This window comes from uncultured Dokdonia sp. (assembly GCF_947492815.1).
Lineage (GTDB): Bacteria > Bacteroidota > Bacteroidia > Flavobacteriales > Flavobacteriaceae > Dokdonia.
The window spans coordinates 262,322-278,194 of the sequence record NZ_CANLOB010000003.1 but is presented as its reverse complement, the minus strand read 5'-3'; the positions used below and the strand labels follow the sequence as shown (position 1 = coordinate 278,194).

12 protein-coding genes are annotated in these 15,873 nt (G+C 33.2%); 4 read left to right on the top strand and 8 right to left on the bottom strand.

Translation table 11 applies throughout. The features are described 5' to 3' along the window. Positions 1 to 27 precede the first annotated feature (27 nt). On the top strand, positions 28 to 1,305 hold the full coding sequence (locus Q1A01_RS05680; RefSeq protein WP_299677301.1) for a hypothetical protein: 1,278 nt from the start codon (positions 28 to 30) through the stop codon (positions 1,303 to 1,305). Positions 1,306 to 1,412: 107 nt separating this feature from the next. On the opposite strand, the gene Q1A01_RS05675 is transcribed toward Q1A01_RS05680, so the two are convergent. The 6 genes from Q1A01_RS05675 to Q1A01_RS05650 form a co-directional block, all read right to left on the bottom strand. Beyond that, complete coding sequence (locus tag Q1A01_RS05675) at positions 1,413 to 2,468, bottom strand: helix-turn-helix domain-containing protein (RefSeq protein ID WP_299677298.1); 1,056 nt, start codon at positions 2,466 to 2,468, stop codon at positions 1,413 to 1,415. A 34-nt stretch (positions 2,469 to 2,502) separates the two neighbouring features. After that, positions 2,503 to 3,597, bottom strand: a complete 1,095-nt coding sequence (locus Q1A01_RS05670) for a type 1 glutamine amidotransferase domain-containing protein (RefSeq protein ID WP_299677295.1) — start codon at positions 3,595 to 3,597, stop codon at positions 2,503 to 2,505. Positions 3,598 to 3,700: 103 nt separating this feature from the next. Further along, positions 3,701 to 4,519 (bottom strand): anti-sigma factor, encoded by an 819-nt coding sequence (locus tag Q1A01_RS05665; RefSeq protein WP_299677292.1) that lies wholly within the window; start codon positions 4,517 to 4,519, stop codon positions 3,701 to 3,703. Further along, complete coding sequence (locus Q1A01_RS05660; RefSeq protein WP_299677289.1) at positions 4,516 to 5,049, bottom strand: sigma-70 family RNA polymerase sigma factor; 534 nt, start codon at positions 5,047 to 5,049, stop codon at positions 4,516 to 4,518. The genes Q1A01_RS05665 and Q1A01_RS05660 overlap by 4 nt, the downstream gene beginning before the upstream one ends. A 74-nt stretch (positions 5,050 to 5,123) precedes the next feature. Continuing rightward, a complete protein-coding gene (locus Q1A01_RS05655) occupies positions 5,124 to 6,026 on the bottom strand; it encodes a hypothetical protein (protein WP_299677286.1) in 903 nt (300 codons plus the stop codon). Between the two features lie 19 nt (positions 6,027 to 6,045). Next, entirely contained in the window at positions 6,046 to 6,960 is a 915-nt protein-coding gene (locus Q1A01_RS05650; RefSeq protein ID WP_299677283.1) for a hypothetical protein, read from the bottom strand. 382 nt (positions 6,961 to 7,342) lie between these two features. Here Q1A01_RS05650 and Q1A01_RS05645 point away from each other — a divergent pair, with 382 nt between their 5' ends. The 3 genes from Q1A01_RS05645 (at position 7,343) to Q1A01_RS05635 (ending at position 11,720) form a co-directional block, all read left to right on the top strand. After that, complete coding sequence (locus tag Q1A01_RS05645; RefSeq protein ID WP_299677280.1) at positions 7,343 to 9,682, top strand: glycosyl hydrolase; 2,340 nt, start codon at positions 7,343 to 7,345, stop codon at positions 9,680 to 9,682. Positions 9,683 to 9,828: 146 nt separating this feature from the next. Further along, entirely contained in the window at positions 9,829 to 10,452 is a 624-nt protein-coding gene (locus Q1A01_RS05640) for a hypothetical protein (protein WP_299677277.1), read from the top strand. 287 nt (positions 10,453 to 10,739) lie between these two features. Continuing rightward, positions 10,740 to 11,720 (top strand): aldose epimerase family protein, encoded by a 981-nt coding sequence (locus Q1A01_RS05635; RefSeq protein ID WP_299677274.1) that lies wholly within the window; start codon positions 10,740 to 10,742, stop codon positions 11,718 to 11,720. Positions 11,721 to 11,777: 57 nt separating this feature from the next. Here the strand turns inward: Q1A01_RS05635 and Q1A01_RS05630 are convergent, their stop codons facing one another. Together Q1A01_RS05630 and Q1A01_RS05625 are read right to left on the bottom strand one after the other, a co-directional pair. Next, positions 11,778 to 11,948: a hypothetical protein gene (locus Q1A01_RS05630; protein ID WP_299677272.1), complete on the bottom strand. Its 171-nt coding sequence runs from the start codon at positions 11,946 to 11,948 to the stop codon at positions 11,778 to 11,780. Between the two features lie 433 nt (positions 11,949 to 12,381). Further along, positions 12,382 to 15,861, bottom strand: coding sequence for a PKD domain-containing protein (locus tag Q1A01_RS05625; RefSeq protein ID WP_299677269.1), 3,480 nt, complete (start codon positions 15,859 to 15,861; stop codon positions 12,382 to 12,384). Positions 15,862 to 15,873 lie beyond the last annotated feature (12 nt).

Sequence of the window (15,873 nt, the reverse complement as noted above, 5' to 3'; positions counted from 1 at the left end):
ACAAAACAACATCAAAAATAATATCTCATGAAATCAATATATCTCATCATATGTATTTGTTTTCTATACGCTTGTCAAGAAAAACAAATTACAAACCCAGAAGATTACAACCAGTACCTAGTCGCAAAAAGTACAGAAAGTAAAAATCTAACAAACCAACATTTAGACTTTTGGAATACCAGAATTAAACAAGATAGTATTCAAATTATAGCCTTAGGAAAAAGCGCTCAAATATATACCACCTTATTTGAAACTACAGGAACTATCAAGTCACTTAAAAATGCAGAAATAGCATTACAAAAAGCAGCAAACAAAGCAAATATAGGCAAAGACGTATATCTAAGGTCACTTGCAAAAAACCTCATCTCTCAACATAAATTTAAAGAGGCTTTACAAGTTTTAGCGAAAGCGGACACCTTCTCCCCTAATAAAAGAGCAACGCAACTCATGCAGTTTGATGTCGCTATGGAATTAGGCGCTTATAAAAAAGCCGAATCCTATTTAAAAGCACTGACCGATTTTTCAGATTTTAATTATCTCATCCGTCTCGCTAAATGGAAAGACTACATCGGTGACTTAGATGCTACTATTCACAATATGGAACGTGCTAAAACGATAGCTGAATACAGTAATAATAAAACTTTAAAATTATGGACGTATACAAACCTTGGCGATTACTACGGACATGCTGGACGTATTGAAGATTCTTATATATATTACTTAAAATCATTAGCTATTGATCCTAATAACGCTTACGCGAAAAAGGGAATCGCATGGATCACGTATTCACACGAAAAAAATCCAACGGAAGCAACACGCATTTTAGATATCATCCAAAAACAACATCAAAGTCCTGACTACTATTTATTAAAAGCCGAAATAGCCGACTTTCAAAATGACCCTTCTGCTAAAGAAGAAAATATTACAGCTTACTTAAAAGCCATTCAAAATCCTGAGTATGGAGATATGTATAATATGCATACCGCAGAAGTTCTCGTAAGTGAAAAAGAAGCCTATGATACAGCCTTAGCGATTGCACAAAAAGAAGTTAATAATAGACCTACACCACAAGCATATGATTTATTAGCATATGTCTACCAACAAAAAGGAGACTTCAAAAAAGCATTAGACATCGCCGAAACCTATGTTGCTCATAAAACATTTGAACCTGTAGCACAATATCACCTTGCCGAAATATACAAAGCCAATAAACTAGAAAATCTTGTAGCTATCATTAAAAAAGAATTACTAGATGCTAGTTATGAATTAGGCCCTGTAACCATGAGTGCTATTGAAAACTTATAACCCAGAAAAAGAATGATAGCTTACTAAATTTTGTTTTTGATTGTGTTTAGTTAAACGTCTTACTCTTGCTGATTACTTGAGTAAGGCGTTTTTTATATAAAAACACATTATACTTTACTTCTATCTCTGTATGCGGAAGGAGTCATGGCTTCAAACTTTTTAAAAGCACTATTAAAGGAAGACAAACTACTAAAACCTGTATCAAAAGCTACCGAGGAAATGGTATATTTTGTTTTGGAAGGATCTAGCAATATCATTTTTGCATCCTGAATTCTGTAATAATTTATAAAATCATTGAAATTTTGACCCGCTTGTTGATTAATAATTTTAGAGGTCTTTTGTGCACTTACACCTAGTAACTTCCCTAGTTTAGATAGAGAGATATCTGGCGTTAGATATAGTTTTTCTTCTATCATTAATTGCTTTACTGTCTGAAATAATGACTCATGATTATTTTCTTCAAAAATAGTTCCGTCAATATCAATAACCTTTAATGTATATGCTTTATAACTCAAAAAGTAAATCACTATAGAATACATAATAGGACCAATGATATACGGAACTGTGTCTTCTATAATGTTTAACACATAGGAAAACCAAATAACAATAAAACCAGTCAATAGCATAGGCAGCCATTTAAAAATGACATTCACTTCTTTTATATGAAGTTTATCGTTATGGTTCTTTTTTGCTTTTCGCGAAAGCGTAATCGCACTAAAAATATAGGTTGCAAAATGTAGGTATATAAATATAAGAATACTCCCAAATACAATAATTGCTTGCTTATTATGCTCCCCAAACCAACCTTTTGGAAGAAAAAAACTCATTAAAAACACAACCACAAAAGGAATGAGTTCTACATAATAATAAGTAGGCAACTTAAAATCATATTGTGTCATTCCTTGCACATACCATCGCAACAACGGACCTATAAGTAATAAAAAAGCTAAGCCTGCAAATATGAATAACGGTTCTAAATCATGTCCAAAATTTAGTATTACAGATTTTCCTATTCTAAATGCCATACAGAATAAAATAAGGCTTAGTAAAATATTTGTGATAGGCTTCTTCTTTTTGAGAACACATAAGTAAATAGCAAACAAAACACCGTGTAAAAGTCCTGCGCTACTTATAATAATAAGAAGAATATCTAGAAAACTCAATTGTTTATTTTTTTCAAATGTACTTATATTTCTATTAGATGGAGGCTTGTTTTTTAGTGTAAGATACCAAACGAATCATATCATAAAATTGTCCTACATCTCCTTTCATTACTGCTACAATACTATGAGCTGCAATCAAAACTCGATTCACTTTTTTATGCTCGGTGATGATCATTTTTTTGATCATTTCTTTTGCTTTTTGAGTTCCTTGTTCATGGTATATAGATACTACCTGAACTGCATTTTCTTCTGCTGTGATTTCTCTATACTTAGGTGTATAGCCTAACTGTTTGATCATGGTTTCTGCCAAGCCCCAAGTAGACCAAGGGTTTTGTCCCGTAATTAAATTAGCATCATGACTAATTTTCTCTAAGTACATCATTCCTTCACTTACTTGCGCACCTTGTGCAGTCAATTTATCTTGTAATAAGAACGGGAATATGGTTTCTGCATCAGGAATGAGAAGTAACTCTTCTTCATTTGTAAACCCACTTATGGTTTTGTTTTCTAGTAACGGACGGTTGTTATCTAATACCACATTAACGAGTGCAGCTGGACCATGACACACCGCTCCTACTACTTTATTAGATTGATAGTACGTTCTAACAATCGTTTGAATTGTTTTATTATTAGGAAAATCAAACATGGCCCCTTTTCCTCCTGCAAAAAACACAGCCTCATACTCATTAGGATTAATATCCTCTACAGCTATCGTATGGCTAGTTTTATATTGCGCTATGGAGTCATTCAAAAAAGCATAATCATATGCTCCCATATCATCATCATCGATAATTACAGGAGGCTTCCCTCCTAACGGACTTGCAATATCTACTTCAAAACCATTGGCCTCAAATACATAATATGCCCTCGCCAATTCAGTTAATTCATATCCTGTTGCTTTTCCACTAGTTCCCATCGTATCTGTGCTTGTGACAATTGCGAGTATTTTACCTCGGTTTGGCAGCACATTTTCTGATAAATACGGCAAGTTTTTCGCTAATGAGTTTTCTATACCTATTTCTTTAGGAGGTAGTAAACTTTTAAACCATAATCCAAAACAAAAAAGTATTAATAACAAGCTTAGAAAAGTAATTAGTGACCATTTAAGGATGCGACGTTTTTTAGACATAATCATATATTTTGATGATGCTAAATACGTGATAATAGCCTATAAAGACTGACGAAATGATCATTTCGTCATAGGAAAAGATGATTTTATAGTATTAAATATATCAAGGTTCCACAACTCCGAGTACATAGAGTTGTTCTAAGGTAGGTGATGCACTTCCTCCTGCGGGTTCTAAGGTAATTCCAAAAGCTTCAGAGGTATTTGGATTATCAACCTCAAAAAGTTGTGTTCCTTTTTCATCATATTGATCTAAAACTGCCATACTTGTAGGCGTTAGTGGATCTAAGGTTAATGACCATAATTGATATACTTTGCCTTCTGGCGGCTTAGGTAATCCACGTACATCTACATAGGCTTTTTGGGTTTCTTTATTCCAGTAAATAGATGCATATGATGTTGGTGAGATTTCTTGTGCTCCTAATGGTACAGAAATGATATCTTTTGTACGTAATACATCTAGTAACTCTGTTGCTTTTACCAACTCTTCTTCCGCCATATCGGTTTTACCTTGTTGAAGAATTTGCTCGCGTTCTAAGGTGGTAATTTTATTTTCTAGTTTTTTATCTTCAGCAAACTGATACCCTATTACGATTAATAATAATACGGCGGCAGCCCATCCTAAATAGGCGGCGATTGGTATACGCTTTCGCGAACCTGCCTCGCCGGCAGGCAGGAGCGGGATTACATCACTTCCACTTGTTGATTGGATTTTAGATTGTATACGTTCAAAACTAGAAGGTGTAGATGGCGCAGCAGCACTTGTGAGTTGTAACAGCGCTGTTTCAATCTGTTCTATTTCTGCCTTGAGTTCAGGGTGTAATGCGACCAATCGAGATACCTCAGCACTTTCTGCTTCGGAAAGTGTTCCGTAGACATAGAGTTCTAAAACTCCTGATTCGATATATTCTTGAATATCTATCACGTTACTCCTAATACTTCTCTTAGTTTATTGATACAAATCCTGTTACGCGTTTTGACTGTACCTAAAGGAATGTCTAACTCTTCGGCTGTTTCTTTTTGTGTATACCCCTTAAAAAAAAGCAATTGTATCACCTTCTTACAAATAGGTTCTAGTACTTCTATGTACTTTTTAATTCCTATTGCATCTATCTTTGAAGAGAAATTATTTTTATCTTCAAGGATATCTACGAAAAAAGCTGCGTTCTGGTTTTGCTTACTATTCTTAAATGCTTTAGATCGTGTTTTGTCAATAGCTGCATTACGAGCAATATTGAGTAACCAGGTAAAAAATCGACCTTTTTGAGCATTGTAAGAACCTGCATTATTCCAAGCTTTTACAAATACATCTTGCAATACTTCTTCAGAGAGTTCTTGATCATGTAATACACTATGTATCACTCCCAAAATATTCTCACTATAGCGTGCATAAATTTCTGCAAAAGCACTTTCATCCTTTTGTTGAAATTTCGCTATAAGTTGGTCTGGTTGCATGGATAGTTTTACAGACATCTAATGTACAGCATTCCTATCAAAAAAAATAATTCGAGACGTCTATATATTCCTTTTTAAAATGTCTGCTTAAAAGACAACAAGAAGAACTTTTTAAATGTTTTCTCAGCCCACATACGTTCTTCTTCAGAAAGAAAATTATGATCTAGTATCAATGCCATCATCGAGTACTCTTTTTCTTCATATGCTCTAGAAATCTCAGTGATTTCATTATTATTCATATGAACCAAAAACAGCCCTGGCATTTCCATTAATTGTTCAGGTAAGGAAGTAAAACGATTATGTCCTGCATGAAGTACCCAGGTGTTTTTTAATCCTGAAAGATCAGGTAATGTAGTTAACTCATTATGGTCTATATATAAATAGCGTATTTGAGAGAGTTCTCCTATAGTTTCAGGAAGCGTTTTTAAATTATTATGATCTAACCATAAGGAGTATAAAGTAGGCATCGTTCCTAAATAAGTATAACTCTGCGTATCTCGCAATTCATTATATGATAGATTAAGGTCTTTTAGTCTTTCTAAACGTGTAATTGCTTCTGGCAACCGTGTGAGTTGATTTCCTTTTAAGTTCAAAAACTCTAGAGGCATCTTTTCTAGAGTAGGTATTATTTCTTCCAAAGAAAGTGATGGATTATATCCAAGAGATATTTGTTTTAAGTTTCTAAAGGCATTCAATTCTTTTGGAATTTTATGAAGATCTAAACTATCTAACACTAATACTTCTAAGGTTTCTGGAGATGGTAATGCTTTTAAAACTGCCGAAATATCTAAATCTATGTTTCCAGCTATATTTAACATTCGTAGTGAATGTAGTTTTTCAAGATCAATAGGTACTTCTTTTAGATTTTGATAACTCAAGTCTAGACGCCTAGTCTTTGCATCAACTGCTGTAGCTCTTACTGTTTCCCCATAAAATGTATTATAGGTACTACAACTAGAGAATAGTACAAGTGTCATGATAGCTATTGTAAATGCTCTAATCATTGGGTACTCCTAAGGTATAAATGGCACTTCCTGCTAATTCAAAAAACAGTTTATCTTTTGCTTCCACATTCCATGGAAATCGAGGGTTTAAACCAAAACCATCGTGCAATGTATTTTGCACATAGGCTCCTATCCACTGGCTATTGACACCGAGTTTGGAATGTAGTGTATACTGTTCGTCTTGATACGTTCCAAATGCATAGAGGTTTGCATAAAACAACTCTTTAAAAGGAGGTAATGTAAACCATACATTTTTTCGACCATCATCCGAATTGATTTTGTTTCTAGGAGATCTTGAATAATCAGGTTGTGGTGTAAATAATTCTAACCCTAATCCCGCTTGATATATACTGTGATCATTTTGAATATGAGCAAACCCTACCGTAAGCGATCCTGTTGTAGCATAATCTGTACGTTCTCCATTAAATATATTTCCAAATTTAAAATCATTTGAAAAAACAGCATGCACACTATGATTTGCATTACTAAATCGCATAATAAACTGTCCTCTTTTTATTCCGTAACTCTTTAAGTCTTTGGGTAAGTAATCTTTTCCAAAACCAAAGCCCAATCCATTAAAACCTCCTTCTTTTCTTGGATCAAAAATAATAGCCGTATTCATTTCTGAAACTGAAGACCCTAACAGGTTTGTATTCTTTCCTATACCTCCTAATGCAAAAAACTCATAGCTATAGGCAAGACCTGATCTCTTCTTCGTATGTTTTTTAAAAAACTGATACGAAGCAAAAGAGAGTCCGCTTTCTAATGATACATCTCCATAATTGGCAACTCCAAAACCAAAAGCTCCAATTTTAAGCCATTGATTTTGATTACCCAGTGTGATCTCTGCTTTGAGTAATACTCCGCCGTCTATTTGCAATTGCTGACTACTAAGTGTATAGCTCAACAAAAAGAAACTTATGTATATAAAATTACGAATGATCAATTCAAGAGGATTAATTATACATATATATGTAGGCAAGGTACTATTAAAATTACAGTAATAATCATCTTATTTATTATATGCATACAATTAGATAGAATTAACCCCTTGTGCATTTTGAGTAATTTCATCGATTTTTTCCCTAGCCCTAAAGGGAATATCGACGAAATTTTTAGTTCTTCCTTTAGGATTGAGGTGAAAACTCAAAATTTCACTAGAAAATTAGAGTAATAATCATCTATTTTTAGATGTATCCCTTTTAGTATCGTTGTTAACTTTAATAAATATTTAGAGATGGTGTGTTATTTTTTGCTGTATTTTTAAAAAATTCTAACAATACCAACTCATGAAGCGCACGTTTATAGGCATTATACTCTTAGTGATTACACTGGTTATTTTTGGGGTTTCAGCCTTTACAACAGCTTCAAAAGATATTGCTCTTATCAATGAAAATAGGGTGCTACCACAAGATGGTCTTATTTCTCTTCCTACACGTCGCCAATTAAGACGTAGCTTTTTTGATAAAAGAGAGATTCTTATCGTTTACGGAACCGAGAATAACACACTCAAAGAAAAATATAAAGCATTACTAGACACCATCAATCAAATACCTCAGAACGGGAGGCGTCGAAATGCTACTTTTTTATATAAAGAAGTTTCAGACGTCACAGCTTCAGATATACAAAACAATATTCTTTTTTTAATTGGAACCCCAAAAGAACATCCTTTATTAAAAAGATTTATAGCGGCTGTTCCTATTGATATTTCAGACCGAGGGATCGTTTTTGACACTAAAGTCTATCAAGATCCTTCTGACATCTTATCGGTTTCTTTTTATCCTAATCCAGAAAACAATACACTTCCATTTAGTTTTTTTACAGGTAATGATCCTTTGGTACTTTACAATTTTTTTGAAGGTAGTATTCAAAAAGCTGGTGCTTCTTTTTTCTGGCAAAACATGGATTATGAGTTATATGAAACTACCAATAGAGCCGTTATGGGAAACTTCAATACGCAATGGCAATTGGACACCACTACCCATTTTGATTATTCTGAAGGAAATAATATCATTGCTGCATCAACAAATTATACCATCACCACACATCAAAAGGAACTATCTAAAGAAACGACAAATACGTTGATTTTGGGTTTGGAAAACACCTATCAAAACATCATTGATTTTACAGGATATAAAGATACAATTCCTAAGATTACATATCATATTTATAAGACCGCAGAAGACAAAGGTCTACTATTAGGAAACACACAGCAAGCACATATAGATATCCAAAACAATGCTGTACACACCATCATTAATGACAAATATCTTGACAATTACATAGAAAAAGAAAACGAGCTTATTTTACACCACACCCTTGGAGAAGCTTCATCGAAAACACTTTCCAAAGGACTCTCTGTATACTTTACAGATCAGTGGCAAAGAGAAGGGTTTCCCTATTGGACAGCAAGACTATTTGAATCTGAGAATGTGCTCACATTAAAAGAGCTTTTTGATAATGAATTGATCGAAAAAGAATCGCCGTTACTTACAGAATGTATGTCTGCTTCATTGGTTACATTTTTAATAGATCAGTTAGGAAAAGAAACATTCTTACAACAATACAAAGACTGGACACCATCAACAAAAGAATTAAAATCCTTAGAAGTCAAATGGCAACGATATCTTGCTAAAGAAGCAATAAAATATCCTAAAAAGAAAAGAGCAAAACCAGCTATTAACTATTTAAAAGGTTTCAATTTTGCACATGAAGGGTATAGCATTTACAATGGCTATTTATCTCAAAAAGCAACAGAAGCGATTGCAAAACAACAAGACATGGGCAGTAATGCACTGGCTATTGTTCCTTACAGTTATATACGTATGGGAAGTACGCCTACCTATCTTTCTATAGGAAGTAGAGCAGGTTCTGAAAATGACCAAGGTGTTGTACATAGTGCGTATGAAGCTAAAAAAAGAGGAATGCAATCACTATTAAAACCGCAGGTGTTTTTTGGAAGTAGCTGGCCTGGTGCTCTTACCTATGAAACGGAAGCAGATTGGAATGCTTTTTTTGATTATTATTATAGATGGATACGCCATTATGCATTTCTAGCTGAGATTCATCAAATAGATGCTTTGTGTATGGGTGTTGAGTTTGTAAAAGCAACACTGTCACATAGCAAACAGTGGAAAGAAATGTTTAAAAAAACAAGAGGGTTATATCAAGGTAATCTCACCTATGCTGCCAATTGGGGAGAAGAATTTGAAACAATTGATTTTTGGAATGAACTAGATTTTATAGGCCTCAACTCTTACTATCCATTAAGTAAGAATGATACACCCACAGATGAGGAGTTAAAAACTAATTTTGAAGGTATTAAAACCAAGATTGAGAAAGTATACCAAGCATATAAAAAACCCATCGTCTTTACTGAAATAGGATTTAGGAGTATTGAAATGCCTTGGAAAAATCCACATGCAGATGGAGACACTCCTTTTAATGATACGCATCAGCGTCGTTGTTACGAGGTGATTTTTGAAGGTATTGAGAATGAGCCTTGGTGTGCTGGAATTTTATGGTGGAAATTCCCTAGTTATTTAGAATATCGAGGTATAGAAAACACCGCTTTCACACCTAATAATAAGGCTACGGAGGCAACTGTACGAAAGTGGTTCAGTGAGTAGTATTATACTATGAATACTATTGTTTCTGGGTACGCTTTCGCGAAAGCGTATACAGCACATTTCTCAAAACAATCTCCGTATTATTAAATTTAAGTCCGTATATTTTAAGTTTTAACAATCATTTTTTTTAAAAGACATAAACGTTTATGACAACTACTAATTGGAATAAAATTCCGCCACCACCAAGACCTAATGGTATCAATCAATTTCCTGGAATATCAGAACCTTTTGAACTTTCTTTAAAAAGTATTCCTGATCAAACAGAGAATGATCCAAAATACCTGGACTTAATGCAAATTACACGTAAAAATCAAGAAATCCGCGTATTAGCACAATGGCAAAAAGTTGTATCCTGTTCAGCAAGCCCAGCGACTCCTTTTAGTCAATTGGTTTCTGTAACAAATGGAACCGCTATTACAAACTCACAAACTCAACAGTATTCTGCAAGTATGGGAGTATCTGGTGATATGGGCTCTATTAGTGCTAGTATTACTGAAACATTTTCACACTCGGTTACATTTTCGACAGCTACAACTGTGAGTGATACTTTTTCTGTTACACCTAAAAGTGGTGAAGTATCTATTGTTTGGTGGCAATTGGTTCATATTTTTATACTTACTGGCACAGAAGAACTTACTATGAAAGGTCAAGTTATTAAATCTGGACATTATAAAAGTATTGTAAGCAACCATCTCAAAACGTTTGTAGCTACTTCTTTTCCTAAAAATGCTGAAGTAGAAACAAAAGGGCTAGAGGATTTCTTACACTAACACATTAAAATATACAGGATGTTTAAAAGGTCTGTAGTTCATGCAGGCTTTTTAAGCCCGCATTATACAATAGAAAATCTATTCCGTCTTGAAACTGCTGTAAAATATATCGTTACACTACGTTTTTGAGTTTAACCATAGCGATGCTATGCTAAAACTCAGAAAACGTCATATTTCATTGCTGTTTCAACCCTCATCACGAAGTTTTATTGCATAATGTGGGTTAAATATACTAGGATACTTTATCATGCTTATTATGATGCTACCTTTATAACTTTATATCGTTTATGCCTACACTTGAAACAAGGATACTTACCAATACAAATGGTTGCTGTTTAGAGATCTCTAATTATGGGGCTACTATCACCTCATTAAAAGTACCTAATAAACATAGAGAAAACACCAATGTTATTGTAGGACTTTCTACTCCTGAAGCCTATAAACAGTTGCCTTATACAAACCATAATTTATATCTCGGTGCGACTATAGGCAGATATGCTGGGCGTATTTCGCACACAAAAGAAAGTATGTTTATTAAAGATACGGATCTCGCTTTTGAAAATAAGGTCCATCTACATGGAGGTAAAAATGGATTTGACAAAAAATATTGGACTTTCGAATCTCAAGAAAATTCACAAACAATTACTTTATCGTATGTAAGTAAGCATCTTGAAGAAGGATATCCTGGCACTTTACAGGTAACTGTTTGTTATACGCTTACAGAAACTAACGAAGTTATTATAACCTATACAGCTACTACAGATATTGCTACTTATGTAAATCTCACCAATCATTCGTACTTTAATCTTAATGGATCTGGTAGCATTCTTGATCATGAATTACAAATAGCCAGTGATTCTTATTTAGAAGTAGATGCTAATTTAGTTCCTACCGGGGGTTACGTATCTACTGCACATAATAATTATGATCGTATAGAACAATCAAAAATTGGGAATGTAACTTTTAAAGGATATGATGACACTTTTATCTTAAAAGATCAACCCATAAAAGCTTCTTTATATAGTCCTGCTTCTGGAATCTTAATGACAATAAGTACGAATCAACCTGCTATGGTTGTTTATACGCCTAAAGCATTTCCTGAATTAACGTATAAAGACGGAACTCATTATGAGGTATATCCGGCAATATGTTTTGAAAATCAACATTTTCCTGATTCACCAAATAATCAGCACTTTCCCTCTACTTTATTACTACCTAATGATATTTATAAGAATAAAAGTTCGTTTACATTTTCTATTGTAGATTGATGGTATAAAAAAAGCGAACTTATAAAAGTTCGCTTACCTAACTGGCTAATACTATAATTATACTGGATCACCGGGAGCCGTACAAATACAAGCAATACATTCTTGTGTATGGTGACATTCATCATCAGAATGACAAATATTTCTAGGAATCCACCCTCCTTCTACTTGTCGTTGCGACGCAATAGTTAACTCTTTAACTCCGTTTAGTTTTAAAATTGATTTTAACATAATGCTATGTTTTATGAGATTAGTAATTACTTAAAATTAAAACAAATTTTCCTGATTATCAACAATTTACGGCTTACCCATATATTATTTATTTAATTACAGTAATATTATAACAAAAACATAATCAACACATTACAAAAACATCTATGTACTTGAATTATTTTAGTAAACACAGGTAAATAAATATACCCCTCGAGATATCTCGAGGGGTATATGGTATATAAAACCCGTTGTTCATTTTAAATAGATTTCTTTAAGATTTAGGGAAAATAATGAAGATCATCAGAATATATAATAGTTATTTTATTAAAATGTACAACGGGTCATATAAAGCATTTAACATAAAAAACACATCACACTTTAAGACAATCTTTATAACTCCTTTCTCTAAAAACAACCGTTTAAAGTGTTGAGATGTGTTTTTTAAACTTTATTATATACAAGGTTCATCTCCTACTGCTGGCCTATATCCTCCATTTCCATCATCAACACAGCACTCTAAATTAGGATCACAATTTCCTTTAGGATTTTCAATAATTTCTCGATTAACTACTGAAATTGTTACTGTATCAACATCAGTAAGTCCGTCATTATCTTCAACTGTTAATTCAAATATATGAGTACCTTCAACCATATTAGTTACTAATGTCGTAGCATCATTAGGTTTCTCTATAGTTGCTCTTAATGACGTCCTTTTCACCCAAAAATAATTTTCTATATTTCCATCCAAATCTGTACTTGAAGAACCATCAAGAGTAGTAGAATTTTGAGGTAATCTTATACTTCTACTATTCCCCGCTTCTGCAGTTGGTCCAACTTTCTTAGCAGGAAGAACTGTTATAATTACTGTATCCGTAGAAGTATCTCCTGAATTATCTGTAACTGTTAATTCAAAAGTATGTTCTCCTTCAGCCATACCAGTTACTTCGGTTAATTCATTAGTAGGCGTTTCTATAGTTGCGTCTAATAACGATGTTTTCACCCATGAATAACTAGCTATACTTCCATCTATATCATCACTTAATGAACCATCTAGAGTTACAGAATTTTCGGGTAATTGTATACTAGCATCACTACCTGCATTTGCAGTTGGAGCAACATTCTTAGCAGGAAGCACTGTAATAGTTACTGTATCTACAGCAATAAGTCCATCATTATCTTCAACTGTTAATTCAAAAACATGTTCTCCTTCCACCATACTTGTCACCGTTGTCATAATATCATTAGGATTTGCTATAATTGCTCTTAATGCTGTTTTTTTTACCCAAGAATAAATTTCTATTGTTCCATCTGTATCATCGCTTAATGTGCCATCAAGAGTTACAGAATTTCCGGGTAGTTGTATACTAACATCATTACCTGCATTTGCAGTTGGCCCAACTTTCTTTCTAGGAAGTACTGTTATTGTTACTGTATCTGTAGATGTATCTCCTGAGTTATCTGTAACTGTTAATTCAAAAGTATGTTCTCCTTCAGCCATACCAGTTACTTCGGTTAATTCATTAGTAGGCGTTTCTATCGTTGCATCTAAGAATGATGTTTTAGTCCACAAATAACTTACTATTGTTCCATCTGTATCATCACTTAATGAACCATCTAGAGTTACAGAATTTTCGGGTAATTGTATACTAGCATCACTACCTGCATTTGCAGTTGGACCTTCATTAGACGACTGAACGATAACTTCTATAGTATCAGAACAACCATTTCCACTTACGATTACATTAGTGATCGGTGTTTTTAAACTCTTTGTATTTCTATAATTGAAAAAAGTATAGCCCACAATTCCATTAACTGGAGTAACTGAAATATAATTTCCATTACCTAAGAAATCAAATTCATATTGATAATTAGCATTATTTGTACCTTCTATTCTATACGTCACAAACACATCTGTATCATTTTCAGAAGGTGTTATATTATCTACTGTTATTAAAACATTAGGTTGTGACACTACTCTTATTGTTGTTCCTGTAGACTTACCGTTAACAGTAAATCCAATATCTGTATTATAGAATGATGAGCTTACTAATGTTGGATCAAAGAAATATTGTTCTCCTATTTTTACAACACCTCCATTGCCTCTTATAGCATTGACTGTTTCTACAACTCCATCTAATGGTGACACAGTAAAAGGAATTGCTTTACTACCACTACAAATTTCATCTACCGGCAAACTCAGACTTACATCTACTTTTGGTCCACAACATAAATATGGAAGGGAGAAATCTGCAATTACAATTGGATTTGCTTCTGACTCATACACAATAACAAACGTTCCTCCTGGCTCTACTCCTGCCATATGTTCTATGCCTGGATGTTCTGCTACATATTCTTTAAAATAAGCTTTAGAAAGATCTTTATTATTATTTAATTCTTCTAGTGAAAGTGACATGACATCAAAAGACAATTGAGATGCATTCTTTTTAAAATTAAGCACTTCTTGTACTAAAGAGTATGGTTGTGATTGATGTCCTTCTATTCTATAAAAAGTGTTTTTCTCTAGATTAAAAGCGGTAGCACCTTTTATATTAGCATCATTTGACAGTAATGGATTTAAAATATTATAGGTCAAATTTCTATCTGCTATTCTATGACTTGTCTTATCAAAACTCCATCTTTTTAGAAACTCCTCATCTATATTATAATAAAAAGGTATGGCTTTACTACTCAATTCTATTGATTTTCTAGAAGGCGTAATATTAATATCCGGAGCTACTTTTGAAACAGTTGGCAATCCAAAATTTTCAACTAATTCATTAAATCGTTGAATTAATATTTTAATTTTAGCTTCTACAGCTTCATCATCTAATATTGGAGAATTATAGAATTCGTGTCTAAAATTATTAGCAGTATTATCTACAACCTTTCCAATCATTACATGTTTAGGAAACGCATTAAAATCAGGAAAACAACTTGTAAATGATTTTGGTAATAACGTTTTTATCTCGTTATATGTCTCTACCAAATCTTTCATAAAATCATATGCATACTGAAAGCCTGTAGCCCCATCATTATTAAGCGCTATGGTATTGGTAAGTTTTGATATTAAATCTAGTTGATCAAACCTATTTACTATTTTGAAATGTGATGTTACAGTAGCTATACCTGCAGACATATCATTTAGTAATGTTGTATCTAAGACAATATCACTATAGATTTTTTTAAGATCACCAATACTATTAAGCTCTGGATTTGCTAGTGCTCGTTTTAACCTCAACTCAGGAAACGTACTATTTGATGGATGTGGATATAATGTATCGCCCTTCTTAACAATATTAGTTATCCCTCTCAAATTAGTAAAGAGTACTTTTACATTTTGTATTTGTTGTAACCCATGGTTATCACAATCTACTCCTCTACAAGGACGTACCTCTTTTTCATAAGACTCTATGTATATAAGTAAGTATAAAATATTTAAAATAGCGTCGCTTGACTCATTTACAGGTGTATATTCTTCGGCTTTATTATTTGTTTCTGATAATTCCCAAAGAGGAATTTGATTACCATCATCTTCATAAAAAGGAGGATAATTTACTTTTGAATTATCGTAAGGTTTAAAAAAAGAATAGCACTTACTTTTTAGATTTATTTTTTTAAGATCACTTACTCCTAGTTCGTCACTTACCTGAGTAATGTCACTTAACGTAATAAGATCACCATCTGTGGTTACTCCAATTCCTTGAGATATTTCTACTCCATCTACAACTCTTACTCTTCTATCAGTAGTCGAATATTTGAGTTGGTGTTTTAATCCACAAGCAATCCCTACTCCTCGCAATAAGGTTTTAGAGAGACGATCTTGATCTTCAAAATAATCTAAAAACTCATTAAATTGGGTATGCTCTACATATTGTCCTTTGCTGAATGTTCTATATTCTGTTGTTATATTCGTTAATCGATTATTCATCATCTTTTATTTTTT